The 23332-nt window shown below is 70.5% G+C and carries 20 protein-coding genes, 4 tRNA genes and 1 other RNA gene; 12 read left to right on the forward strand and 13 right to left on the reverse strand.

Annotated features, from left to right (window positions below; translation table 11 throughout):
• Window positions 1-36: 36 nt before the first annotated feature.
• Window positions 37-234 (forward strand): hypothetical protein, encoded by a 198-nt coding sequence (locus AB0H86_RS03130; RefSeq protein WP_362432319.1) that lies wholly within the window; start codon window positions 37-39, stop codon window positions 232-234.
• A 36-nt stretch (window positions 235-270) separates the two neighbouring features.
• Here the strand turns inward: AB0H86_RS03130 and purL are convergent, their stop codons facing one another.
• Genes purL through purS form a run of 3 tightly spaced genes read right to left on the reverse strand, consistent with a single transcriptional unit; the run spans window position 271 to window position 3490 of the window.
• Entirely contained in the window at window positions 271-2529 is a 2259-nt protein-coding gene (gene purL, locus AB0H86_RS03135) for a phosphoribosylformylglycinamidine synthase subunit PurL (protein ID WP_362432321.1), read from the reverse strand.
• The gene (gene purQ / locus AB0H86_RS03140; protein WP_362432323.1) at window positions 2526-3230 is read right to left on the reverse strand and encodes a phosphoribosylformylglycinamidine synthase subunit PurQ; all 705 of its coding nucleotides are present in this window, start codon (window positions 3228-3230) and stop codon (window positions 2526-2528) included. The genes purL and purQ overlap by 4 nt, the downstream gene beginning before the upstream one ends.
• A complete protein-coding gene (gene purS / locus AB0H86_RS03145; protein ID WP_020124274.1) occupies window positions 3227-3490 on the reverse strand; it encodes a phosphoribosylformylglycinamidine synthase subunit PurS in 264 nt (87 codons plus the stop codon). The genes purQ and purS overlap by 4 nt, the downstream gene beginning before the upstream one ends.
• 351 nt (window positions 3491-3841) lie before the next feature.
• Here purS and AB0H86_RS03150 point away from each other — a divergent pair, with 351 nt between their 5' ends.
• The 8 genes from AB0H86_RS03150 (at window position 3842) to AB0H86_RS03185 (ending at window position 8653) form a co-directional block, all read left to right on the forward strand.
• A complete protein-coding gene (locus AB0H86_RS03150) occupies window positions 3842-4159 on the forward strand; it encodes an Lsr2 family protein (RefSeq protein WP_362432326.1) in 318 nt (105 codons plus the stop codon).
• A 149-nt stretch (window positions 4160-4308) separates the two neighbouring features.
• Window positions 4309-4380: transfer RNA gene (locus tag AB0H86_RS03155), tRNA-Gly, on the forward strand.
• An 80-nt stretch (window positions 4381-4460) separates the two neighbouring features.
• Window positions 4461-4533, forward strand: a tRNA-Gly gene (locus AB0H86_RS03160).
• Window positions 4534-4705: 172 nt separating this feature from the next.
• Complete coding sequence (locus AB0H86_RS03165) at window positions 4706-5719, forward strand: ABC transporter ATP-binding protein (RefSeq protein ID WP_362432328.1); 1014 nt, start codon at window positions 4706-4708, stop codon at window positions 5717-5719.
• Window positions 5716-6495, forward strand: coding sequence for an ABC transporter permease (locus AB0H86_RS03170; RefSeq protein WP_362432330.1), 780 nt, complete (start codon window positions 5716-5718; stop codon window positions 6493-6495). The genes AB0H86_RS03165 and AB0H86_RS03170 overlap by 4 nt, the downstream gene beginning before the upstream one ends.
• A 68-nt stretch (window positions 6496-6563) precedes the next feature.
• A complete protein-coding gene (locus AB0H86_RS03175; RefSeq protein WP_362432333.1) occupies window positions 6564-7946 on the forward strand; it encodes a histidine kinase in 1383 nt (460 codons plus the stop codon).
• A complete protein-coding gene (locus AB0H86_RS03180; protein WP_362432335.1) occupies window positions 7943-8557 on the forward strand; it encodes a response regulator transcription factor in 615 nt (204 codons plus the stop codon). The genes AB0H86_RS03175 and AB0H86_RS03180 overlap by 4 nt, the downstream gene beginning before the upstream one ends.
• A gap of 23 nt (window positions 8558-8580) precedes the next feature.
• Window positions 8581-8653, forward strand: a tRNA-Gly gene (locus AB0H86_RS03185).
• A gap of 111 nt (window positions 8654-8764) precedes the next feature.
• Here AB0H86_RS03185 and AB0H86_RS03190 read toward each other — a convergent pair.
• The 6 genes from AB0H86_RS03190 to ffs all read right to left on the reverse strand — a co-directional run bounded on the left by AB0H86_RS03190 (window position 8765) and on the right by ffs (window position 18061).
• On the reverse strand, window positions 8765-9664 hold the full coding sequence (locus AB0H86_RS03190) for a phosphoribosylaminoimidazolesuccinocarboxamide synthase (RefSeq protein ID WP_362432336.1): 900 nt from the start codon (window positions 9662-9664) through the stop codon (window positions 8765-8767).
• 138 nt (window positions 9665-9802) lie between these two features.
• Entirely contained in the window at window positions 9803-11329 is a 1527-nt protein-coding gene (locus AB0H86_RS03195; RefSeq protein WP_362432339.1) for a N,N-dimethylformamidase beta subunit family domain-containing protein, read from the reverse strand.
• A 268-nt stretch (window positions 11330-11597) separates the two neighbouring features.
• Window positions 11598-13649: a hypothetical protein gene (locus tag AB0H86_RS03200; RefSeq protein WP_362432342.1), complete on the reverse strand. Its 2052-nt coding sequence runs from the start codon at window positions 13647-13649 to the stop codon at window positions 11598-11600.
• A 302-nt stretch (window positions 13650-13951) separates the two neighbouring features.
• Window positions 13952-15229 carry a phosphoribosylamine--glycine ligase gene (gene purD, locus AB0H86_RS03205; protein ID WP_362432344.1) on the reverse strand — a complete coding sequence of 426 codons (1278 nt, stop codon included), beginning with the start codon at window positions 15227-15229 and terminating at the stop codon, window positions 13952-13954.
• A gap of 95 nt (window positions 15230-15324) precedes the next feature.
• Window positions 15325-17781 carry a DNA polymerase III subunit gamma and tau gene (locus AB0H86_RS03210; RefSeq protein WP_362432347.1) on the reverse strand — a complete coding sequence of 819 codons (2457 nt, stop codon included), beginning with the start codon at window positions 17779-17781 and terminating at the stop codon, window positions 15325-15327.
• Window positions 17782-17964: 183 nt separating this feature from the next.
• An RNA gene (gene ffs, locus AB0H86_RS03215) (signal recognition particle sRNA small type) lies at window positions 17965-18061 on the reverse strand.
• Window positions 18062-18133: 72 nt separating this feature from the next.
• Here ffs and AB0H86_RS03220 point away from each other — a divergent pair.
• Window positions 18134-18221, forward strand: a tRNA-Ser gene (locus AB0H86_RS03220).
• A gap of 338 nt (window positions 18222-18559) precedes the next feature.
• The gene (locus AB0H86_RS03225) at window positions 18560-18844 is read left to right on the forward strand and encodes a hypothetical protein (RefSeq protein WP_362432349.1); all 285 of its coding nucleotides are present in this window, start codon (window positions 18560-18562) and stop codon (window positions 18842-18844) included.
• A 91-nt stretch (window positions 18845-18935) separates the two neighbouring features.
• On the opposite strand, the gene AB0H86_RS03230 is transcribed toward AB0H86_RS03225, so the two are convergent.
• The 3 genes from AB0H86_RS03230 to AB0H86_RS03240 form a co-directional block, all read right to left on the reverse strand.
• A complete protein-coding gene (locus tag AB0H86_RS03230; RefSeq protein WP_362432352.1) occupies window positions 18936-19706 on the reverse strand; it encodes a DUF2637 domain-containing protein in 771 nt (256 codons plus the stop codon).
• Window positions 19707-19721: 15 nt separating this feature from the next.
• Window positions 19722-19946: a hypothetical protein gene (locus tag AB0H86_RS03235; RefSeq protein ID WP_362432354.1), complete on the reverse strand. Its 225-nt coding sequence runs from the start codon at window positions 19944-19946 to the stop codon at window positions 19722-19724.
• A 232-nt stretch (window positions 19947-20178) separates the two neighbouring features.
• A complete protein-coding gene (locus AB0H86_RS03240; RefSeq protein ID WP_362432356.1) occupies window positions 20179-20832 on the reverse strand; it encodes a DNA-binding response regulator in 654 nt (217 codons plus the stop codon).
• Window positions 20833-20905: 73 nt separating this feature from the next.
• Between AB0H86_RS03240 and AB0H86_RS03245 the strand changes: the two genes are divergently transcribed.
• A complete protein-coding gene (locus AB0H86_RS03245) occupies window positions 20906-21772 on the forward strand; it encodes an oxidoreductase (RefSeq protein WP_362432359.1) in 867 nt (288 codons plus the stop codon).
• Window positions 21773-21799: 27 nt separating this feature from the next.
• Here AB0H86_RS03245 and AB0H86_RS03250 read toward each other — a convergent pair whose 3' ends face one another.
• On the reverse strand, window positions 21800-23200 hold the full coding sequence (locus AB0H86_RS03250) for a DUF2252 domain-containing protein (RefSeq protein WP_362432361.1): 1401 nt from the start codon (window positions 23198-23200) through the stop codon (window positions 21800-21802).
• Window positions 23201-23332: the final 132 nt, after the last annotated feature.

The raw sequence follows: 23332 nt of genomic DNA on the forward strand, positions 1-23332 counted from the left end.
GGACGTGGTCACGGGGGCGTCGAAGATCTCGTGGTCGTGGGGGACGCCGATGCCCTGCCCTCCCCGGTCGGCAGCCGGACGGCACCGGTGACGGTCGCGGCGACCGAGGTGGTCTTCTGGAGCGAGGCGGTTCTGATGATCTTCGCCGCGCTGCTCGCCCCGCACCTGCCCGATCCCGGCATGACGAAGGCCCCGCCCGGACTTCTGGCCCGGGCGGGGCCTTCTTCGCGGTGAGGCCGGGGCCGTGAGGCCCTCCGCGCGTGGAGCCGCCTACGCCAGCAGCGCCGGGATGGTCTCCTCGTGTGCCGTGCGCAGGTCCTCCAGGGAGAGCGCGAACTCGCCCTGGACCTCGACGGAGTCGCCGTCGACGACACCGATGCGGGTGACGGGCAGACCCCGCGCACCGCACATGTCGTTGAAGCGGACCTCTTCCGAACGCGGGACGGCAACGACCGCGCGGCCCGCCGACTCCGAGAAGAGGTAGGTGAACGCGTCGAGACCGTCCGGCACGATCAGCCGTGCGCCCTTGCCGCCGAGCAGCGCCGACTCGACCACGGCCTGGATCAGACCGCCGTCGGACAGGTCGTGCGCGGAGTCGATCATGCCGTCGCGGGAGGCGGAGATCAGGATCTCGGCCAGCAGACGCTCGCGCTCCAGGTCGACCTTGGGCGGCAGGCCGCCGAGGTGGTCGTGGATGACCTGCGACCAGGCCGAACCGCCGAACTCCGCATGCGTGTCGCCGAGGAGGTACAGCAGCTGGCCCTCCTCCTGGAAGGCGACCGGGGTGCGCCGGGCCACGTCGTCGATGACGCCGAGGACCGCGACCACCGGGGTCGGGTGGATGGCCACGTCGCCCGTCTGGTTGTACAGGGAGACGTTGCCGCCGGTCACCGGGGTGCCGAGCTGCTGGCAGGCGTCGGCGAGACCGCGGATGGCCTCCGCGAACTGCCACATCACCGCGGGGTCCTCGGGCGAACCGAAGTTCAGACAGTCGGAGACCGCGAGCGGCTTGGCACCGGTCGTCGCCACGTTGCGATAGGCCTCGGCGAGGGCCAGCTGCGCGCCCGCGTACGGGTCGAGCTTGGCGTACCGGCCGTTGCCGTCCGTCGCGATGGCGACGCCGAGGCCGGTCACCTCGTCGATGCGGATCATGCCCGAGTCCTCGGGCTGGGCCAGCACCGTGTTGCCCTGTACGAAGTGGTCGTACTGCGAGGTGATCCACTTCTTGGAGGCCTGGTTGGGAGACGACACCAGCCTCAGGACCTGGTCCTTCAGCTCCGCCGAACTCGCGGGCCGGGCAAGCTTTCCGGCGTCGTCCGCCTGAAGGGCGTCCTGCCACTGGGGGCGGGCGTACGGGCGCTCGTAGACCGGGCCGTCGTGCGCCACCGTGCGCGGGTCGACGTCGACGATCTTGCCGCCGTGCCAGTAGATCTCCAGGCGGTCGCCGTCGGTCACCTCACCGATGACGGTGGCGATGACGTCCCACTTGTCGCAGATCTCCAGGAACCGGTCGACCTTCTCCGGCTCGACGACCGCGCACATGCGTTCCTGCGACTCGCTCATGAGGATTTCCTCGGGCGAGAGCGTCGAGTCGCGCAGCGGTACGTCGTCCAGGGTCACGCGCATGCCGCCGGAGCCGTTGGAGGCGAGCTCGGAGGTGGCACACGACAGACCGGCCGCGCCCAGGTCCTGGATGCCGACGACGAGCTTCTCCTGGAAGGCCTCCAGGGTGCACTCGATGAGGAGCTTCTCCTGGAAGGGGTCGCCGACCTGGACCGCGGGACGCTTCGACGGCTTGGCGTCGTCGAAGGTCTCGCTCGCCAGGATGGACGCGCCGCCGATGCCGTCACCGCCCGTGCGGGCCCCGTACAGGATGACCTTGTTGCCCGCGCCGGACGCCTTCGCGAGGTGGATGTCCTCGTGTCGCATCACACCGATGGCACCGGCGTTGACCAGCGGGTTGCCCTGGTAGCAGGCGTCGAAGACGACCTCGCCGCCGATGTTCGGCAGGCCCAGGCAGTTGCCGTAGCCGCCGATGCCCGCGACGACACCCGGCAGCACGCGCTTGGTGTCGGGGTGGTCGGCGGCGCCGAAGCGCAGCGGGTCGACGACCGCGACCGGCCGCGCGCCCATCGCGATGATGTCGCGGACGATACCGCCGACACCGGTCGCGGCGCCCTGGTACGGCTCCACGTACGACGGATGGTTGTGCGACTCGACCTTGAAGGTGACCGCGTAGCCCTGACCGACGTCGACGACGCCCGCGTTCTCGCCGATGCCCACGAGCAGCGCGTCGGACTGGGGGGCCTTCTCGCCGAACTGGCGCAGGTGCACCTTCGACGACTTGTACGAGCAGTGCTCGGACCACATGACCGAGTACATGGCGAGCTCGGCGCCGGTCGGGCGGCGGCCGAGGATCTCCACGACCCGCTCGTACTCGTCCTTCTTCAGTCCGAGTTCGGCCCAGGGCAGCTCGACGTCGGGGGTCGCGGCCGCGTTCTCGACCGTGTCCAGAGGCGTCCGGCTCATGCGTTGACCAGCTTCTTGAGGATCGAGGTGAAGAAGGGGAGGCCGTCGGTGCCGCCGGAGCCGATGAGGGGCTCGACGGCGTGCTCCGGGTGCGGCATGAGGCCTACGACGTTGCCGGCCTCGTTGGTGATGCCGGCGATGTCGCGGAGCGAGCCGTTCGGATTGCCGTATCCATCAGCGGCCTCGCCGCGGGCGACGTAACGGAAGGCGACTCGGCCCTCGCCCTCCAGCTTGTCGAGGGTGTACTCGTCGGCGACGTACCGGCCGTCCATGTTCTTCAGCGGGATGTCGATCTCCTGGCCGGCCGTGTAGTCGGTCGTCCAGGCGGTGTCCGCGTTCTCCACCCGCAGCTTCTGGTCGCGGCAGATGAAGTGGAGGTGGTCGTTGCCGAGCATCCCGCCCGGGAGGAGGTGGGCCTCGGTGAGGATCTGGAAGCCGTTGCAGATGCCGAGGACCGGCAGTCCGGCCTTCGTCTGCTCGATGAGGGGCTCCATCACCGGCGAGAAGCGGGCGATGGCACCGGCGCGCAGATAGTCACCGTAGGAGAAACCACCGCACAGCACCACGGCGTCGACCTGGTGGAGGTTCTTGTCCTTGTGCCACAGGGCGACCGGCTCGGCGCCCGCGAGGCGGATCGCGCGCTGCGTGTCCCGGTCGTCAAGGCTGCCCGGGAAAGTGACGACGCCAATACGAGCGGTCACTTCGCGGCCTCCGCGACTTCCTCCACCTTGACGGTGAAGTCCTCGATCACGGTGTTGGCGAGGAAGGATTCCGCAAGATCGTGGATGCGGGCGAGCACGGCCTCGTCGACCGGTCCGTCAACTTCCAGTTCGAATCGCTTTCCCTGACGTACGTCGGAGATCCCTTCGAAACCCAGCCGCGGCAGTGCGCGCTGCACCGCCTGGCCCTGGGGGTCGAGGATCTCCGGCTTGAGCATGACGTCGACTACGACGCGTGCCACTGGCACTCCCGGTGTTGTGGTGCTGAGCAGGTTCCTGCAGGTGTCTTCAGACTACCCGTACAAAATTTCTACGCGGGTAGAGTTGTAGGAATCTACGTGACGGCTGTCACGATCCGGTATCAGAGCGGGGGTTTCACGAAAAGTTCAGGGAAAGATCTCGGATCGATGCACAGGACCTATTGCGCTGGAGACACGCGGACAGATTTAGTCGGGCTTCACATTGCAATGCCGGGCCCTGTACAAATGAATTGCCAATAGCCGATACTTTGCCCATTAACAGGCGGACAGTCGGCATCTCCCAGACGTCTTGGCACGTCATCCCAGAGATGCCGCACGAAGGGACCGATATTCGTGGCGCAGAAGGTCGTGGTCACTCTCTTTGACGACATCGACGGCTCGGAAGCGGCGGAAACGATCGCCTTCGGACTCGACGGCAAGTCGTACGAGATCGACCTGAACCCAGCCAATGCCAAGAAACTGCGTAAGGCGCTCGCGCCGTACGTGGACGCCGGCCGCAAGCGGTCGAGGTCCGGCAAGGCGTACAAGCAGACGGAGATCGCGCCCGACCCGGCGGCCGTCCGGGCCTGGGCACAGGCGAACAAGATGGACGTCCCGGCGCGCGGGCGCATCCCGAAGAAGGTCTACGAGGCGTTCGCCGCCGCGAGGTGACAGCCGGCCGCGGTGCGGTGCGGTGTGGTGCCCTCAGAGTCCGTCAGCGGGCCCTGAGGGCAACCGACTTGCGTTGCACCCCACCTGGTCAGCTAGAGTCTGGAGCACGCCGAGGGGCAAGGCCGAAAAGCCCAGCCCACGGAGTACACGCGGGTGTAGTTCAGTAGCAGAACATCCTCCTTCCAGGAGGAAGGCGCAGTGTGCAATTCCTGTCACCCGCTCTGCACCACCAGTCCGGCCACTCTTGTGGATCAGGTAGGCTGGTGCTCGCGCCGATCGGTGAGAGCCGGTCGGAGGCAATGCGGACGTAGCTCAGTTGGTAGAGCGCAACCTTGCCAAGGTTGAGGTCGCCAGTTCGAACCTGGTCGTCCGCTCAGTTCTGAAGGCCCCGGTCCAGTGGACCGGGGCCTTTTGCATGTCCTTCGTGTGTCCGCCTCCCGGTGATCCGAGGCCTCCAGGGCTCTTCGTCGAGCGTCTGACATTTGTCATGTGCGGTGATGACAGCCCGCACTGCCACCCGTCCCGGATCGCCGGGAGGCTGGAGGCATGGACACCAACGAACACGAACACGTGATTGAGGTCACTGACCTGAAGCGTGTGTACGGGGGCGGGTTCGAAGCGGTGCGCGGGATCACCTTCTCCGTGCGCCGCGGCGAGATCTTCGCACTGCTCGGCACCAACGGAGCCGGAAAGACGTCCACCGTCGAACTGCTGGAGGGGCTCGCACGGCCGGCCGGGGGCCGGGTACGGGTCCTCGGGCACGATCCCTACGCCGAGCGGGACGTCGTACGCCCCCGGACCGGGGTGATGTTGCAGGAGGGCGGCTTTCCCTCCGAACTGACCGTCGCGGAGACCGCACGGATGTGGGCGGGCTGCGTGAGCGGGGCACGCCCGCCGCGGGAAGCGCTGGCACTGGTCGGTCTGGAGCGGCGGTCCGGTGTCCGCGTGAAGCAGTTGTCCGGAGGCGAGCGGCGCCGCCTGGACCTGGCGCTCGCGCTGCTCGGCCGGCCCGAGGTGCTGTTCCTGGACGAGCCGACGACCGGGCTGGACGCCGAAGGGCGCCGGGAGACCTGGGAGTTGGTGCGCGCGCTGCGCGACAGCGGTACGACCGTGCTGCTCACCACGCACTACCTGGAGGAGGCCGAAGGGCTCGCCGACCGGCTGGCGATCCTTCACTCGGGTCGCATCGCGGCCGCCGGGACACCGGCCGAGGTGACCGCCGCGCAGCCGTCCCGGATCTCCTTCGAACTGCCCTACGGGTACTTCCTGGGGGACCTGCCGCCGCTCGGCGAGCTGGAGGTGTGCGGGCACGAGGTCGTGGGGAGCACCGTACGGCTGCGGACCCGGGCGCTTCAGCGGGCGGCCACCGGGCTGCTGGTGTGGGCCGCCGAGGCGGGGGTGGAGCTGCGGCGGCTCGATGTGCGGTCGGCGTCGCTGGAGGAGGCGTTCCTGGGGATCGCGCGGGAGGCGGCCGGTTCGGGCGAGGCCGATGCCGATGCCGATGCCGATGCCGATGGTTCCGCGGACGTTTCCGAGACTGCCGAGGAGTACGCGGTATGAGCAGCGGGACCGTCACCACGGCGAGGGGGCGTGTGGGGGCCCTCGCGCGGGCCGAGCTGACCCTGTTCGGACGTAGCAAGGGCATGATCGTCGCGGCCGTCTTCGTGCCGCTGGTGCTGCCGTTCAGCGTGCGGTCGGTGGTCGAGGACATGGACCTCGCGGACACCGGCCTCAGCGTCGGGCTGGTCCTGCTGCCGGGAGCCGTCGGCTTCTCGCTGCTGTTCGCGGTGTACTCGGCGCCCATCGGCGTCTTCGTCGGGCGGCGCGAGGAACTGGTCCTGAAGCGGCTGCGCACCGGTGAGCTGCGGGACCGGGAGATCCTGGCCGGGGCCGCGCTGCCGTCCCTTGGCACCGGGTTGGTCCAGTCCCTGATCCTGGCGGCGGGCTGTGCCGCGCTGCTCGGCCTGCCGGCTCCCGAGGCACCCCATCTGGCCGTCATCGGCGTGCTGTTGGGCCTGGTGATGTGCGCGTCGCTGGCCGCCGTGACGGCGAGCTTCACCCGCACGGTGGAGAGCGCGCAGGTCACCGCGCTGCCGTTGATGATGATCTCGATGGTCGGCTCCGGGATCACCGTCCCGCTGGAGCTGATGCCCGACCGGGTGGCGACGGTGCTCGAACTGCTGCCGCTGACCCCGGTGATCACACTCGTGCGCGGCGGGTGGAGCGGTGAGCTGTCGGTCTACGAGGCGGTGGGACCGGTGCTGACGGCCCTGGCCTGGACCGCGTTCGGCGTGTTTGCTGTAGGACGGTGGTTCCGGTGGGAGCCGAGGCGCTGAGCCACGGTGCGAGTGCGAGTGCGCGTACGAGTGCCAGTGCGAGTGCGTGGAAGGGACGGGGACAGCGGATGCGGGGGCCGAGCGGCTGGTGGCGGCGCAAGAACACACCGGCGAAGGTGGAGACGTACACACGGTGGTCGTTCCACTTCTTCGCGATGCTGGAGGGCGCCACGGCCGGGCTCGCGATCCTGGGCCAGGTGAACGGGTGGCTGGCGGCGACGCTGCTGGTGTCGGCGGGTGTGCACACCGTGCTCTGCGGGGTGACCGCGTCCCGGGCGCTGGACTGGACGCGGGGCCGTCGCGCGCAGCCCGTGCGATTGCTGTGGCTGTTGTCCTCCGTCACCGCGGTGCTCGCGGTGGCCGCGATCGGCATCGCGGAGCGCGGGCCGGAGGGTGAGCACGTCGACAACGCGACGGGCACGTTCTACAGCCTGGTCCTGATCTTCGGCGCCGGCTTCATCTCGCTCGGTGTCCGCAACCGGCGGCGCGTCTTCGCGATCGTCGGGGGCTTCGCGGCGGGCTCCGCCGTCGTGGCCTTCCCCATGGGTCTGCCCGGCCCCACCGCGCTCCTCTCGGCGCTCATGGTGCTGTTCGGCGCCGGGGCACTGGCCTTCTCCGCCGTCTTCTCCGTCTGGCTCCTCGACGCCGTCTACGAGCTCGACGCGGCCCGCGAGACCCGGGCCCGGCTCGCCGTCGCCGAGGAGCGGCTGCGGTTCGGGCGGGATCTGCACGACGTGATGGGACGCAACCTCGCCGTGATCGCGCTGAAGAGCGAGCTGGCCGTCCAGTTGGCGCGGCGCGGACGGGCCGAGGCCGTGGAGCAGATGATCGAGGTGCAGCGCATCGCGCGGGAGTCGCAGCGCGAGGTGCGGGATGTCGTACGGGGGTACCGGGAGGCCGACCTCGGGGTCGAACTCGCCGGTGCGCAGGGGGTGTTGACGGCGGCGGGGATCCGGTGCGAGGTGACCGGCGGCGAGGCGTCCGACCTCCCGGCCGAGGTGCAGTCGGCGCTGGGGTGGGTGGTGCGGGAGGCCACGACCAACGTGCTGCGGCATGGGGATGCGGAGCGGTGCGTGGTGGTGGTGCGGGTGGTGGAGGGATGCGTGGTGGCTGAGGGGCGGGTGGCTCAGGGGCCGTCGGCTGAGGGGCGGGCGACGGACCGGCGGGTGGTGATGACCGTGGAGAACGACAGGGCGCGGGCCTCCGACGGGAGCGGTGGGTCGGGGCTGGCGGGGTTGCGGGAGCGGCTGGCGGCGGTGGACGGGGCCCTGGAGGCGGGGTTCACCGAGGACGGCGGGTTCCGGGTGGTGGCGGAGGTGCCGCTGACGGCGACGAGGGGCGTGAGCGACACGGCGAGTGTGAGTGACACGGCGAGTGTGAGTGACGCGGTGGCTGTAAGTGACGCGGTGGCCGTAAGTGGTAAGGCCGGTCTGAGGGAGGTCACGAGATGACTGCTCCCGTACGGCTTCTGCTCGCCGACGACGAACATCTGATCCGGGGTGCGCTCGCCGCGCTGCTGTCCCTGGAGGACGATCTGCTGGTCGTGGCCGAGGCGGCCTCCGGGCCGGAAGCGCTGGCGATGGCGTTGGCGCACAAGGTCGACGTCGCCGTACTCGATCTGCAGATGCCGGGGGCGGACGGTGTGAAGGTCGCCACATCCCTGCGGACCGAGCTGCCCGACTGCCGGGTGCTGATCGTGACCAGTCACGGGCGGCCCGGGCATCTGAAGCGGGCCCTGGAGGCGGGGGTGCGCGGATTCGTCCCGAAGACCGTCAGCGCCCAGCGCCTCGCGGAGATCATCCGCACGGTGCACGGGGGAAACCGCTACGTCGACCCCGAGTTGGCCGCCGACGCGATCTCCGCCGGGAACTCGCCGCTGACCGCCAGGGAGGCGGAGGTGCTGGAGCTCGCAGCCGACGGGGCGCCGGTCGCGGAGATCGCCGAGCGGGCCGCGTTGTCGCAGGGGACCGTGCGGAACTATCTGTCGTCGGCCGTCTCGAAGCTCGGGGCGGAAAACCGTCACTCGGCGGTGCGGCTCGCACGCGAGCGGGGTTGGGTATAGTTGCTCTCGCGCCACGGCGCACTGCGGACGTAGCTCAGTTGGTAGAGCGCAACCTTGCCAAGGTTGAGGTCGCCAGTTCGAACCTGGTCGTCCGCTCGTTGTTCGAAGGCCCCGGTCATCGCGACCGGGGCCTTCGTCGTGCGTCGCGTGACGCGCGGGTTCGGAAGAGGCCCCGGCTCTCGCCGGGGCCTCTCGCGCGCGGCGCGGTCAGCTCCAGGTCATGCCCGTCAGGCGCTCGTACGCCTCCAGGTACTTCGCCCGTGTCGCCTCCACGACCTCCTCGGGCAGCGGCGGCGGGGGCAGCTCGCTCTTCCGGTCCCAGCCGGACTCGGGCGAGGTCAGCCAGTCACGGACGTACTGCTTGTCGTACGACGGCTGCGGGCGGCCCGGCTGCCACTGGTCGGCCGGCCAGAAGCGGGAGGAGTCCGGGGTGAGGATCTCGTCCGCGAGGACCAGGGTCTCCCCTTCGAAGCCGAACTCGAACTTGGTGTCAGCGAGGATGACCCCGCGGTCCCGGGCGATGTCCCGGCCGCGCGAGTAGACGGCGAGGGTGGCCTGACGCAGCTGGGCGGCGGTCTCCGCGCCGACCTGGCGGGCGACCTCCTCGTAGGAGACGTTCTCGTCGTGCTCGCCGACCGCGGCCTTGGTGGCCGGGGTGAAGATCGAGGCGGGGAGTTCGCTGCCGTCGACCAGGCCCTCGGGGAGGGCGAGGCCGCAGACCGTGCGGGACTCGTTGTACTCGACCAGGCCCGAGCCGGTGAGGTAGCCGCGGGCCACGCACTCCACCGGGACCATCTGGAGCGACTTGCAGATCAGCGTGCGGCCGGCCCAGTCGGCGGGGGCGCCGGCGGGCAGGTCGGTGCTCAGGACGTGGTTGGGGATCAGGTCGGCGATCTGATCGAACCACCACAGGGAGAGCTGGGTGAGGACGCGGCCCTTGTCGGGGATCTCGGTCGGCAGCACCCAGTCGTAGGCGGACAGGCGGTCGCTGGCGACCATCACGAGGTCGCCCGCCTCGTTCTGGTACAGCTCTCGCACCTTGCCGGTGTGCAGGTGCACCAGGCCCGGAACCTGGATCGGCTCGGGTTTTTCTACGAATCCGGACACGGTTCCTCCCCGTGGTTGAAGAAAAGGGTGCGCCCATAGGGCCCGAATGGGGTGGTGGGGGGCGACGGGCGGGCCCAACTGGGTCGATTCTCCCGTACGGGGGATCGGTTCCGGACACGGGGACCGGTGGGTGGGCGGTCAGTCGTGTTTGCAGATGCGGTCGATGAGGTTTGCGGTGGCGCGTTGGACCCGGGTGTCGACGTGGCCCGGCCGGTCCAGTGAGGGTGCCCAGGCGAACGTCCCGGATGCGAAGACCAGGGCGCCGGAGGGGGCGCGGTACAAGGAGGTCTCCTGGTGGCGGCGCACGCCCCCGCGGTCGGTGTACGGGGAGTGGGCGAGCAGGATGCGCTCGTCGTGCGCGGGCAGCGGGGCGCGCGGGAAGTAGCGGTCGGCCTCGCCCGCGACCAGGCCCTCGATCTCGTCGCCCTCGTGCGCGCCGGTCGCCTCCCACAGCCAGTGGTCGGCGTTGCGGACGACCAGGGGGCTGGGTTCGGGGACATGGCCGGCGTACTGGATGCCGACCAGGTGCTGCTCCGGGCGGTCGATCTCGCGCCACAGCACGGGTTTGCCCGGCCCTCGGCGTTTGCGGCAGGTGAGCAGGCGGTCGGGGACGCCGGACGGCGAGGGGCCCAACTCCACCTGCCAGTAAAGGGAGTTGGCGGAGAGGAAGACGAGAGAGGTGCCCTGGTCGCGGGCCCGCTCGACGGTGCGGCGCATGTTCGTCGACCAGTACTCGTCGTGGCCGGGGAAGACCAGGCCGCGGTAGTGGGTGGGGTCGATGTGACCGGCGTGCAGGTCGCGGGCGTCGGCGTAGGCGAGGTCGTAGCCGTAGCGCTCGGCCCAGCGGATGAAGTCGTAGGCGTGGCCGACGTGCAGGGGGAGGCCGGCGCCCGCGTAGGGGCGGTCGAAGGAGACCGTCGTCGCCGCGTCGGACTCCCCGAGCAGCCGGCCCTCCTCGTCCCAGGCGTGGTAGAGGCTGGCACCGGTGCGGCCGTCCTCCGGGTAGAGGTTGTACGCCTGCCAGGTCACGTCGGGCAGCAGGAGAAGCAGGTCCGCCGGGTGGTCGTGGCGGACGGTGAAGGGGATGTGCGAACGGTAGCCGTCGGCGGTGGTGAGGACGGCGACATACGCTCCGACGCTCCAGTACGACGGGATCTGCAGGCGCCAGGACAGCCACCAGTGGTGGCAGGAGACCGTGCGGTCGGCCGTGAGGGGCGGCGGCTGGACGATGCCGGGCAGCCGGGGGCTGGTGGTGATCTTGGCGGCGCCGTCACCGCCGTAGTGGCCGATGCGGTAGATGTCGACGCCGAATTCCTGAGGCGGGTCGACGGTGATGTGGAAGTCGACGGCCTCGCCGGGGGCGACCGCGCCGGTGGAGGTGAAGCCCTTGATCTGGCGGTGGACGTCGTCGGCGGAGCGGGGGCCTGAGGCGGCTCGGGGGGCGGGGACGTGGCGGCGGCCGGTGCCGGCACCCGGGGTCGCGCCGGGGGGCGGCTGCTGGGCCGGGTCCACGTACCAGGGGACGATCTGGCCGGAGTCGTCGAAGTACGTCGGGTTGCCGCGGAGCCAGGGGACGGGGCCCTGGCCGAAGGGATCCGTCACGGCGTGCGCGAGTGCTCCCGACTCCCAGCGGCGGATCTGCTCCGGTCGCGCTCCCGATCCCATCGTCGCTTCCCTCCCTCGTGCCCCCGTTTTTTTGTGTGTGCCGCGTTGCGTGAGCCGCGTTGTGTGTGGCGTGTCGTGCGAGGCGTGTTGCAGGTGCCGCGCGTGTCATGTGCCTGTCGTATGTCGCGAGCCCATGCCATGTGCGCGATCGGTCCCAGCACATCACATTACGCACGCGCGCTGTCACTATTCGTTGCGAATTGACCGAAAGTGGAATCGGGGCATCCGATTACGCTGAGTCGCGACCTGTGTGCGGTGGGTGCGGCTGTCAGACGAGGCGTACCGGCTTCTCCGGGCGTATGCCCGACTCGACCAGCCAGGCGCGCAGGGGGGCCGGATCGCCTTCCTCGACGAGGCTGAGGACGCGGAAGGTCAGGTCGGTCGTCCGTTCGCCGTTGACCAGAAGCGAGGGGCCGTCCAGCCAGTCGAGGCCCGGGGTCGCGCCGGCGTTGTCGATCGCGGCACAGCAGACCATCGCGATGACGTGGTCGGCGAGCAGTTCGCGTCCGGTACGGGGTGGCTGCAGGGGGAAGAGGGGCAGCATGCCGTCGTCCCAGAAGGCCGTGTCGGGACTGCCCTGCCCGGCTGCGGGCTGGTCCCCGCCCGTCCGCGGAGCGGCAGACGCCTCCTCCCGTGCGACCTCGGCACTGAGCCGAGCGGCGAGATCGGCACCGCGCTCGCTGCTGTGGGGGAGGTCGTGGGGCGGCTCGTCGTCTGGGAGGTCGTGGGGGGCGATCTGTTGGTCCGTGGCGGCGGGGTCGTCGTGCGGGGGCCGGCTGCCGGGCTCGGCGGCGGGATCGGAGTCGCGAGGGGGCTCGTCGGGGACGGCGATGTCGCCGGGAAGACGCTCGTCGGGGGCGGCGGTGGCGTCGGGGACGGCGGTGTCGTCGGGGGCCGCCGTGTCATCGCGAAGGCGCCCGCCGGGTACGGCGATGTCGTCGGGAGAGTTGGTGTCGTCGTCAGGTCCGGCGTCGCCGTCGGCTTCGGTGTGGCCGTTCAGGGGGGTGGACCCGAGGGACGCGATCAGAGTGCCGTTGGCGGGAGGGGGCGGCTCGGTCAGGTGGTCGATGATCCTGGCCAGGGTGGGGGCGGCAGGGGCGAGGGACGCCGGGTCGGGGGAGCGTCGGACGCCGAGGGTGTCCAGGACGCGGTCGAGACGGGCGGCGTCCGTGCGCCACTTGCGGTCGACGACCTCCTCCGGATACTCCTGCCAGTCCACCGGGGACCAGTCCCGGCCCGACTCCGCCGGGCCTCCGTGGAAGAGGCGGGCGGCGAGAAGCGAGGCCGCCTCATCCACCGTGCCGGGCTCTTCCAGCAGGTCACAGGCGGGGCGCTCGCCCAGCCGGGAGGCGAAGCCCTCCGCCAGGCGGTCTCGGCGGGACAGCTCGGTCAGTGCCGCGACGACGCCCGCGTCCAGTCGGGAGGGCCAGCGGCCCATGCGCCAGGCGGGCAGCGCGACCTTGGTCAGCAGCCGGTCCCAGCCCGCGTACGCGAGACCCACCTGTTCCTGGGCGACGATTCTCAGTCCGTAATCCACAGCCTGTGCACGCTCGGCCGCCGCGGCGGCGACACCGCGCTCCATCTCGGCGGCATGACCGCGACAGCTGCGCAGCAGGAGCCGGACGACCCAGCCGACGCCCGCGAGCACCGTCCGGGTGACCGGGTCGCGGCGGGGTGCCGCGGTCACGGCCACCGCCGCGTCCAGGCCCCGCACGAAGCGCCGGGCCGTCGCTATGTCCGGATGCGCCGAGGGGCCCGTACCGGCGACGACCGGGGCGAGGACCGCGCGCAGTTCGCCGACGCGCATCCACCACAGGAACGGGGAGCCGATGACCAGCACCGGAGCGGCGGCGGACCGGCGGGGAGCACCATGGGCACCCGCTATCTCGTCCTGTTCCTCCCGCGGAGGCGGGCCGTGGGCCGGGTGGGTACGGTCCTCCAGCCAGCTGTCGCAGTCCGGGGTGAGGGCTATCGCGGAGGGTGCGGGCACGTCGAGCCGGTCGGCGAGGTCGCGCACCATGCGGTACAGGTCGGGCGCCGACTCCTCGGCGATCGGAACCGTCGGACTGACGGCGGGGCGGGCGCGGGAGACGACCAGCGCGATGCCGCCGGCGGCGAGCAGCACGAGGGCGGCGGCCACTGTCATCGCCCAGCGGGCCCCGTCCCAGACCGGGCCCACGAGATGGTCCGTGGCACCGCCGGCCAGCAGCACCACGGCGACGGCCGCGGGCAACAGCGCGACGGCCAGCGCACGGCTGCGGATACGCAGCACGGCGAGTGCCCGATGCCGCGCGGCCTGCACGCCTGCCTCTACACCCATACCTGTCACGACCGGACCTCACCCCCTCCCTGCTGTCCTGCTTGCCTGGCTCTGCCGGCGTTGCTCACTCCCCACTGTGGCACCAGGCACTGACATCGCAATGCCGGTGAGCCAAGTGCCGGAAAGCTTGCGCCGCACCCTAGTTGGGCCCCCGGCCCTCGTCAGCCGGATGGGGCATCGGTCACTCGATGGAATGGCTTTGGGGAGAGGTGGCTGACGGAACGCAATGATCAGGCCCCGAATCCTGAGACGGATGCGGGGCCTGTGGGGTTTATCGGCGGCGGGTTTTCCCGCCCGGCTTTTCAGGCGCCGCGGTCCGCACCGGCGGCGGCGTCGGAGGCCGCCTTCGCCGCGATGTCCGTACGGTGCTGGGAACCGTCGAGACGGACCCGGCCGACGGCCCGGTACGCACGCTCACGGGCCTCGGAGAGGTCCTTGCCGCTCGCCGTCACGGACAGGACGCGACCGCCCGCGCTCACGACGGCGTCACCGTCCTGGCGGGTGCCCGCGTGCAGGACGTACGCGTGCGGGGCGTCCTCGGCGACCACCTCGGCCAGGCCGGTGATCGGGTCGCCGGTGCGCGGGGTGCCGGGGTAGTTGTGCGAGGCCACGACCACGGTGACCGCCGCGTCCTCGCTCCAGCGCAGGGGCTCCAGGTCGGCGAGGTTGCTGGTCGCGGCGGCCAGCAGGACACCGGCCAGCGGGGTCTTCAGACGGGCCAGTACGACCTGGGTCTCGGGGTCGCCGAAGCGGGCGTTGAACTCGATCACCCGGACGCCGCGGGAGGTGATCGCGAGACCGGCGTAGAGCAGGCCGGAGAAGGGGGTGCCGCGGCGGCGCATCTCGTCGACGGTCGGCTGGAGGACGGTCTCCATGACCTCGTCGACCAGCTTCGGGTCCGCCCACGGCAGCGGGGAGTACGCGCCCATGCCGCCGGTGTTCGGGCCCTCGTCGCCGTCGAGCGCGCGCTTGAAGTCCTGGGCGGGCTGGAGCGGGAGGACCGTCGCGCCGTCGGTGATGGCGAACAGGGAGACCTCGGGGCCGTCGAGGAACTCCTCGATGACCACGCGCTCGCACGAGTTCGCGTGCGCCTTGGCCGCCTCTACGTCGCTGGTGACGACGACGCCCTTGCCGGCGGCGAGTCCGTCGTCCTTGACCACGTAGGGGGCACCGAAGGCGTCGAGAGCCGTATCGACCTCTTCGGGGGTCGTGCAGACGTACGAGCGGGCGGTGGGTACCTCCGCCGCGGCCATGATCTCCTTGGCGAAGGCCTTGGAGCCCTCCAGCTGCGCGGCCTCCTTGGAGGGGCCGAAGACCGGAATACCGGCCGAGCTCACGGCGTCGGCGACCCCGGCGACGAGCGGCGCCTCCGGGCCTACGATCACCAGCTCGGCGCCCAGCTGCGCGGCCAGCGCGGAGACGGCGGCGCCGTCCAGAGCGTCGACCCGGTGCAGCTCGGCGACTTCGGCGATGCCGGCGTTGCCGGGGGCGCAGTGCAGCGCGGTGACGTCGGGATCGAGGGACAGAGAGTGGCACAGGGCGTGTTCGCGGGCACCGCTACCGATGACAAGGACCTTCACGGGGGTCAGCCTAACGGGGTTTTTGTGCGGGCTTCCGAAGGGGTGGGGGTGGGAGGATTGTGGGTTCCTCCAAGGCGGGCGTCACTCGTTGCTCGCTATTCGTTCGAGAACTCCTCCACCACGGTCGCTCCCAGCTCCCGGACGATGAGGTCATGGCCGGAGAGGGCCGACTCGTCGAGGTCGGGGTCGTCGTCCGCGGGGATGTCGTCCTCGGGGGAGACCGAGTGTCGTGGTTCGGAGGCGGAATGCTGGGAGCCGGAAGCGGGGGCGGCCGTAGAGCCGGAGGCTCCCGAGGACGCGGACGACGATGAGGACCGGGCCGGGCCCGAAGACGAGGACGGGGACGAGGACGAGGTGCTGGTGGCGGAAGGCGCGGACTGCGGGGATGCCGGGCGTTGTGGGGTCGTACCGCCACCGCCACCGCCACCGCCACCGCCGTAGCCACCGCCGCCCGAGCCGTAGCCGGTGGTCCCGGTGCCTCCCCCTCCGCCGGTGAAGCCGGAGGGTCCGCCCGGCGCCGGGAGTGCCGAGCCGCCGCCCGAGGGGTCGACGATCGCCTCGATCTTCCACTGCACGCTGAACTGCTCGGCCAGTGCCTGCCGCAGTACGTCCTCGCTGCCGCTGCCCGCGAAGTTGTCACGGGCGCCGGCGTTGATGAAACCGAGCTGGAGGGTCGTGCCGTCGAAGCCTGTGACCTGCGCGTTCTGACTGAGCAGGATCCAGGTGAAGCGGCGGCGGTTCTTCACCGCCTCCAGGATGTTCGGCCAGAGCGTGCGGGGGTCGAGGCCGCCGGCCGCAGGCGCGTAAGCGGCGGCGTCCGCGGCGGGCGGTGCGGCCGCCGGAGTCGAGGGTGCCTGCGCAGGCGGGGGTGTGGGCGCGGACGCGGGTTGGTTCGGTGCGGCCGGAGGGCGGCCGCCGCCCGCTGGGGCCGCGGTGGGCCAGCCACCAGGGCGTCGAGCACCGCCCGCTGGGGCGGGGGTGGGCCAGGCACCTGGTGCGGGGGGCGGGGAGGCGGGCGCCGGGTGGGACGGCTGGGACTGTCCGGGCGACGGATGCTGTCCGGGCTGACCGTCGCCGGGAGAGCCGGACGCCGGTCCGGATGTCGGGTCGGCGGAGGGGCCGGGCGCGGGAGAGGCCTCGGCAGGCGGTGCGGCGGGGGCGTTCGGATCATCGGCCGAACCCGGTCCGGAACCCGCACCCGAAGCGCGAACCGCGGCCCGAGCCGCGGCGGCCCCGGCCCCCGGTGGAACCGGGGAAGCCGAAGGAGCCGATGGAACCGGAGGAACCGAAGGTGCCGACGCACTCACCGCCCCTCCCGCTCCCGCCGCTCCCCCATGTGCCTCGGGCCCCGGCACGTACCCCATGGCGGGGGCGGCGCCGCCCGCGGAGAAGTGCACGCCCCGTTCGATGCGGTCGAGGCGGGCCATGACCGAACGCTCGTCGCCGTACGCGGCCGGCAGCAGCACGCGCGCGCAGATGAGCTCCAGCTGGAGGCGGGGCGAGTTGGCGCCGCGCATCTCGGTCAGCCCCTGGTTGACGAGGTCGGCGGCGCGGCTCAGCTCGGCGGCGCCGAAGGTGCCGGCCTGGGCCTGCATCCGCTCGATGACGTCGACGGGGGCATCGATGAGCCCCTTCTCCGCGGCGTCCGGCACGGCGGCGAGGATCACCAGGTCCCGCAGCCGCTCCAGCAGGTCGGTGACGAACCTCCGGGGGTCGTTGCCGCCCTCGATGATGCGGTCGACGACCTCGAAGGCGGCGGCGCCGTCACCGGTGGCGAAGGCCTCGACGACGGAGTCGAGGAGTGAGCCGTCGGTGTACCCGAGCAGGGAGGTCGCCATGGCGTACGTCACGCCGTCCGCCCCCGCGCCGGCCAGCAGCTGGTCCATGACGGACATCGAGTCACGCACGGAACCCGCGCCCGCGCGCACCACCAGCGGCAGCACGCCCTCCGCGACGGGGATCTCCTCGCGCCCGCAGACCTCTCCGAGGTAGTCGCGCAGGGTCCCCGGGGGCACCAGCCGGAACGGGTAGTGGTGGGTCCGCGACCGGATGGTCCCGATGACCTTCTCGGGCTCGGTGGTGGCGAAGATGAACTTGAGGTGCTCCGGGGGCTCCTCGACGACCTTGAGCAGCGCGTTGAATCCGGCCGACGTGACCATGTGGGCCTCGTCGATGATGTAGATCTTGTACCGGCTGCCCGCAGGCCCGAAGAAGGCCTTCTCCCGGAGCTCACGCGCGTCGTCCACACCACCGTGCGAAGCGGCGTCGATCTCGATGACGTCGATGGATCCCGGTCCGTTGCGGGCCAGGTCACGGCACGACTGGCACTCCCCGCACGGCGTGGGCGTCGGCCCCTGCTCGCAGTTCAGGCAGCGCGCCAGGATCCGCGCGCTGGTCGTCTTCCCGCACCCGCGCGGACCGCTGAACAGGTACGCGTGATTGACCCGGTTGTTGCGCAGCGCCTGCTGCAGCGGGTCGGTTACATGCTCCTGCCCGATGACCTCGGCGAACGACTCCGGGCGATAGCGGCGGTACAGCGCGAGAGACGACACACATACGAGGTTATAGGCGCCCACTGACAACACGGACCGCCCAGATCCCGCAAGCCCCGGGACGCCGCCCCCACGACACCGACAGGCGAAACCCAGGCGTCCACCGGTCGGCCGCTTCACGACACCAGAACGCCCCTACACAGCCGCCCTGCACGCCGTGCTCGTTCTGCTGCCCCCCGAAACACAGAAGACCCCCCACGCACCCGCCAGAGCCGACCTACCCTTGCTGCCTTCCGGCCCTGGGGGAGTTCAGTCAGATAGCGCCGCGTGAGGGGCTGGGCCCAGCGTACCTGATCGCGGGGCCGCCGAACGAGTTCGCGAGCACTCCCCAACGTCATGTAATGTTCCCGGCGGAGGATTCGCCTAGAGGCCTAGGGCGCACGCTTGGAAAGCGTGTTGGGGGCAACCCCTCACGAGTTCGAATCTCGTATCCTCCGCCAGTGCCTCACCGGGCACGATGTCGAAGGGCCCCACCGTTCGCGGTGGGGCCCTTCGTCGTGTGTGGCCGCGGTTCTGGTTACCGCCGGCCGACCTGGACGCACGCGGATATCCGCGAATCGGGGAAGGGCGCCTCACTCATCCGGCTGTAGCGGATCGGCACGATTTCCCGCACCCGCGTCGCGGGCTGCTTTCCGGGGATCTCCCTCGGGTCGGTGCGCTTCGGTGGGGCTGAACTCGACGTGGCTGGACCGGCGGGGTGCGTCGGTGTCGATCGCGTACGGCGTCCTGAGCGGTTGGTCGGGATGCGAGGTGGTTCCCCCCGTCGGATGGTGGAGTCATGAATCAGCACCACCACCAGCCCCATCGGGCGATCCAGATCGACACCCGGCTCGCCAAGACCGGTGTCGTGCTCACCGCGGCCGGTGCCGCGGTGGCATGCGTCGGCATGGCCATCGGGGCCTTCGCCGTGTTCACGGCAGGTCGGCGCATGATCCGCGGCATGGACGTGCCCCCGAGCCAACAGGCGGCCGCGAAGTGGCAGCAGGCCAAGGAGGCGTCCCGAGCGGGTATGCGGGCGTGGCAGTCCGCGTCCGAGGCCCGGAACGGGTCGCTCGCCCGCTAGTCCGGCGAAGCCGCTCCCCCCACCGGGTCCCGGGTCCGGTGGGGGGAGCGATGCCTCATGTCCTGCCAGGTGACCGCGTTCGGGCAGACCGCTAATTCCGGTGGCGGGACGCATTCTGTCGTGGGGGCAGGGTCAAGGTGATTTGTCGGACAAGCTGTTGGAAGCAGGCCAGGGATGCGACGGCCGGCAGGGCGGCTCCGGCGATACCGGTGAAAGTCCTCTCGGCCTGAGTGACGCACAGCATCATCGCGACGGAGGAAAACAGCAGAACGACGAACCATGAGTGCAGAGCTCGGCGTCGGTGCAAGGTACTGCGCAGAATGGAGAGAGAGGCCACAACCCAGGGGCCGTACACGAGAAGAGGCCACCAGGAAACGTTCCCGCCCTTAGCACCGGACGTGATGTGCTGAAGAGGCGCGTAGATCACCACGCCACCGAAGACGCTGACCGCCGCCACGATGACGGCAACGAATGCGACGATCACAAAGCTGCCGGTCTGCACCCACTTGAAGCGAAGTCTGCGGACTGGGATCTTCCGATGCCCGGCAGAAGGACGTCGAATGGGCGGCAACTGTGCCGTGATCTGTGCCAGATTCTCCAACGGGTCGGTGAAGTCGGCGCCGGAGGACGGCTCGCTCTGCGGCGGCGGTACGACGGTCGCCCGCTCCGTCGGCATGGCGTCCTGAAGGAGATAGGCGAGTTCCTCGACCGGGTCCCAGCCCGCATCGGGGGGTTCCAAGGGGGCCCCCGAGTGCAGGGCATCGACAGGACTGCCGTGCCAGTCGGCACCCGACCCGAAAGGATATGCGTCGGGGTGCCATTCACGCTGTGTAAACGAGAGATCCGCGTAGTCGTGAGTCATGGTAATTCGCCCACGTCACATGCGGTCCGAGTGGCAGTCAGATCTCCTCTGACTGCTCCACCGCTGATTGAGGTCCGCCTGGGCCGCATCCAACAGCGTGAGGAACTCGGTGAGCAGCGACTCGGTGACTCGGGTTTCGACCCGTGCACCGTCGCCGTGCAGGGTGCCACCGACCTCGGGCGCCAAGTACGCCGCACCAGGCGTGTAGGCGTATCTCCCCACGGTCACATCATTATCCATGGACAGATTCTCCGTCCTCGCTCCGCGGCGAGGCAGGCCAAGGGGCATTGGTTTCGTCATGTCCCGCTAACGCCACGCCCACTCCTCCAGTTGCGTGGCAAATGAGTGACCGCAGCGTAGGAGAAACGTTGATGAGAACGTTTTTTAATTTATGTAATCCGCGCCCCGCTCAACACGTGATGAGTCGAGCTTTTTGTCTTCAAAAAACTCAGTAGGCAGGGGCCCGACCCTCTCAGCCGTTCAGGCCCAGCTCGCCCGCGCGCACCCCGGCCTGGAAGCGCGAACCCGCGTCGAGGGCGTCGAGTAGTTCGGCGACGCGACGACGGTACGTCCGCACGGACATGCCGAGCTCCCGTGCGGCTGTCTCGTCGGTGGCGCCCGATCCCAGCGCGCGCAGGACCGTCCGGCTCCCGGCGTCGAGCTGGGGCTGCTCACCGCGCAGGAAGGTCTTGAGGTCGGTGGCGGTCTCCCAGGCGGCTTCGAACAGGGCGTACACACCGCCGACCAGGGTGGGTGCGGTGGTCAGGGTGTACTCGCGGCCGCCGGGGGCGTGCAGGCCGGCGAGGATCGCGAACCGGCGGTCGATGATGATCGTCTCGTGGGGAAGAGCGGTGGCGGCGATCCGTACCTGGGCGCCCCGGTCGGCGAGTTCGCTCAGGTGCCGGCGGCCGCGCTCGTCGGCCAGCGCGGTCGCGCTGTACAGCTTGCGGATCCGGTGGGTGCCGCTGCTCCGCAGCCGGCCGCGGGCGGTCTGCCGGGCTTCGGGGCGGGACCAGGTGTCGAGATCCCGGGCGGCACAGACGAACTCTTCCTGGACAGAGGAGAACAGCTGCTCGGTACGGGTGAGCAGCTCCAGGTCGCCGCGGATCGTCACGATCTCTGTCACCCCGCCATTCTGCCCGATGGCAGCAAGCTGCCAAGGGTTCGCAGCCCCAGCCCGCCGCGTCCAGGCTGAGTCCATGAGCAATGACTTCCGCCTTGGTGGCGACCTTCTGATCAACCGGATCGGCTTCGGGGCCATGCGCCTGCCCACGAACACCTTCCATGGTCCGGCCCGCGACCCCGAGACCGGTCGCACCGTCCTGCGCCGTGCCGTCGAGCTGGGCGTCAACCACATCGACACCGCCGCCTTCTACACCAGCGGCGACGGCACCGTCCGAGCCAACGCCCTGATCCGTGAGGCCCTCCACCCGTACCCGGCCGACCTGGTCATCGCCACGAAGGTCGGCCCGGTCCGCACCCCCGAGGGCGGCCTGGCCGCGGCCACCGACGCCTCGGGCCTGCGGCAGCTGGTCGACGAGAACCTCGAAACCCTCGGCGTGGACCGCCTCGATCTGGTCTATCTGCGCATCGGGGGCATAGAGCCGCCGCCGAACGGCGAGTCCGTCGGCGAACGCTTCGAGGCGCTGGCCGCGATGCGGGAGGAGGGCCTGATCCGCCACCTCGGCCTGAGCCACATCGACACCGGCCACCTCGCCGAGGCCCGTGCGATCGCACCCGTCGTAGCGGTCCAGAACCACTTCCACGCCGCCAAGCGCGATGACACCCAGCTTCTGACCGCCTGCGAGGAGGCCGGTATCGCCTTCGTGCCGTACTTCCCGCTGGGCGGCGGCATCAGCGACCTCACGAGCGACCGCATGGCCAAGGTCGCGGACCGGCATCACGCCACGGTCCCTCAGATCGCCCTGGCCTGGCTGCTCGCCTCGTCACCCGTCACCCTGGCCATCCCGGGCACCGGCTCCGTCGCCCACCTGGAGGAGAACACCGCCGCGGCGTCGATCTCCCTCACCCGGGAGGACCTCGAGGACCTCTCCGACCTCACCTGACCCGAGGACCACTCCGTTCTTGGGCCGCTACGCGCTCTGGGCGAGGACTCGGCCCGCGCGCACGGCGTCCGCGAGGGCTTGGTGGTCGCGCTCGTTCTGATCGGCGTAGCGCTCGGCGAAGTGGGTGAGCGCGTGGTCGAAGGTGTCACCGGCACCGAGGTAGGCGGCGATGGCGACGCGGTCCCCCGAGCGGGCGTGGGCCCGGGCGAGGGTGGCGCCGCAGAGTTCCCCGAAGACGCGCATGTCCTTGGGGGCCATGAGCTGGGGTTCGGCGATGCCCTTCCAGTCCCGCAACTGGCGGACGTAGAAGTCGCGTTGGCGTCCGTCCATGCCGATGACGCGTTCCCAGCCGAGGAAGATGTCGCTGGCGGCCTGCATGAGTCGCTGTCCGGAGACGACGCGTTGTCCCTGGTTGTCGTAGGCGCTCTCCCCCACGTGCGGGGCCAGCACCGACTGGTCGGCTTCCTTGGCCTGCAGCAGCAGCGGATCCTCGTCGTCCCTGCCGAGCAGCAGGACGATCCAGCAGCGGGTACCCACGCTGCCGACTCCGACGACCTTGCGGGCCATGTCGACGAGCCGGTACTGACGCAGCAGATGGCGCCGGTCGGCCTGCAGACTCTCGCCGTACCTCTCGATCAGCTCCCGCAGTTGGTCTTCGATTGTGTCGCGCTCGATGCCCGGCATGAGGTTGTGCAAGGGCACGATCAGGGGCGGGTCGGGGGTGATCAGGCGCCGGCCGTCGACCACGTGCGTGAGCTTGTCGAAGGCCTGGAGACTGTCACGTCCGCGGGCCTTGGCCATGGCCCGCCGGGTACGCTCGCGGCCCCGCGCCCCCAGCTTCTGGTCCGCCAGCTTCTGCAGTACGTCCATGTCGGCCTGGGTGTACCAGACGGTGAGGTTGCCCTGGCCGGCGAAGTAGCGCATCCGCTCCCGGTAGGACCGTACGGTGGCCCGTACCACGGAGGCCCGTTCGGCATCCGTGTAGCCGTTCTCGCGTCCGGCGATCACCAGGCTGGCGGCCAGCCTCTTGACGTCCCACTCCCAGGGGCCGGGCAGGGTCTCGTCGAAGTCGTTGATGTCGAACATCAGATGCCGCTCGGGCGAGGCGAGCAGCCGGAAGTTCAGCAGATGCGCGTCACCGCACAGTTGCGCGGTGATTCCCGAGCGAGGGGTGTCGGCCAGGTCGCCGGCCATGATGGCGGCGGCACCGCGGTAGAAGCGGAAGGGCGACTCCAGCATCCGGCCGTAGCGGATGGGCACGAGTTCCGGCAGCCGGGCCGCCGACTGCGCCTCGAGGGTGTCCACCGGGTCCGGTCGTTTCGTCGAGGGCTGGTAGTCCGCGTGAGCGGAGCGTGGTGCGTCCGCCCGGGCGGCCCGGCCTCGCGCCGCCCGCTCCCTCGGGTTCCTCCCGCCGACTCGGTCAGCCATGACGCCACCTCCTGGTGGAGCGGCCCGGCGGAGCGACTGCTCCGGGCAAGGCCTGGTTCCCGAACCTTTCCCCACCGTTTCACAGTCCGCGCAGGCAGGCATCCGGGCGCCGGGGGCCCGCGCGGCCGAGGT

This window comes from Streptomyces sp. NPDC050997 (genome assembly GCF_040660135.1).
In the GTDB taxonomy this organism is placed as follows: Bacteria; Actinomycetota; Actinomycetes; order Streptomycetales; family Streptomycetaceae; genus Streptomyces.

Coding starts and splice junctions, on each gene's coding strand:
- purL (WP_362432321.1), bottom strand. CDS start 2,529: ATGAGCCGGACGCCTCTGGACACGGTCGAGAACGCGGCCGCGACCCCC.
- AB0H86_RS03250 (WP_362432361.1), bottom strand. CDS start 23,200: ATGGCTGACCGAGTCGGCGGGAGGAACCCGAGGGAGCGGGCGGCGCGA.
- AB0H86_RS03175 (WP_362432333.1), top strand. CDS start 6,564: ATGCGGGGGCCGAGCGGCTGGTGGCGGCGCAAGAACACACCGGCGAAG.
- AB0H86_RS03170 (WP_362432330.1), top strand. CDS start 5,716: ATGAGCAGCGGGACCGTCACCACGGCGAGGGGGCGTGTGGGGGCCCTC.
- AB0H86_RS03165 (WP_362432328.1), top strand. CDS start 4,706: ATGGACACCAACGAACACGAACACGTGATTGAGGTCACTGACCTGAAG.
- AB0H86_RS03195 (WP_362432339.1), bottom strand. CDS start 11,329: ATGGGATCGGGAGCGCGACCGGAGCAGATCCGCCGCTGGGAGTCGGGA.
- AB0H86_RS03180 (WP_362432335.1), top strand. CDS start 7,943: ATGACTGCTCCCGTACGGCTTCTGCTCGCCGACGACGAACATCTGATC.
- AB0H86_RS03235 (WP_362432354.1), bottom strand. CDS start 19,946: ATGGATAATGATGTGACCGTGGGGAGATACGCCTACACGCCTGGTGCG.
- AB0H86_RS03245 (WP_362432359.1), top strand. CDS start 20,906: ATGAGCAATGACTTCCGCCTTGGTGGCGACCTTCTGATCAACCGGATC.
- AB0H86_RS03200 (WP_362432342.1), bottom strand. CDS start 13,649: ATGGGTGTAGAGGCAGGCGTGCAGGCCGCGCGGCATCGGGCACTCGCC.
- AB0H86_RS03230 (WP_362432352.1), bottom strand. CDS start 19,706: ATGACTCACGACTACGCGGATCTCTCGTTTACACAGCGTGAATGGCAC.
- AB0H86_RS03225 (WP_362432349.1), top strand. CDS start 18,560: ATGAATCAGCACCACCACCAGCCCCATCGGGCGATCCAGATCGACACC.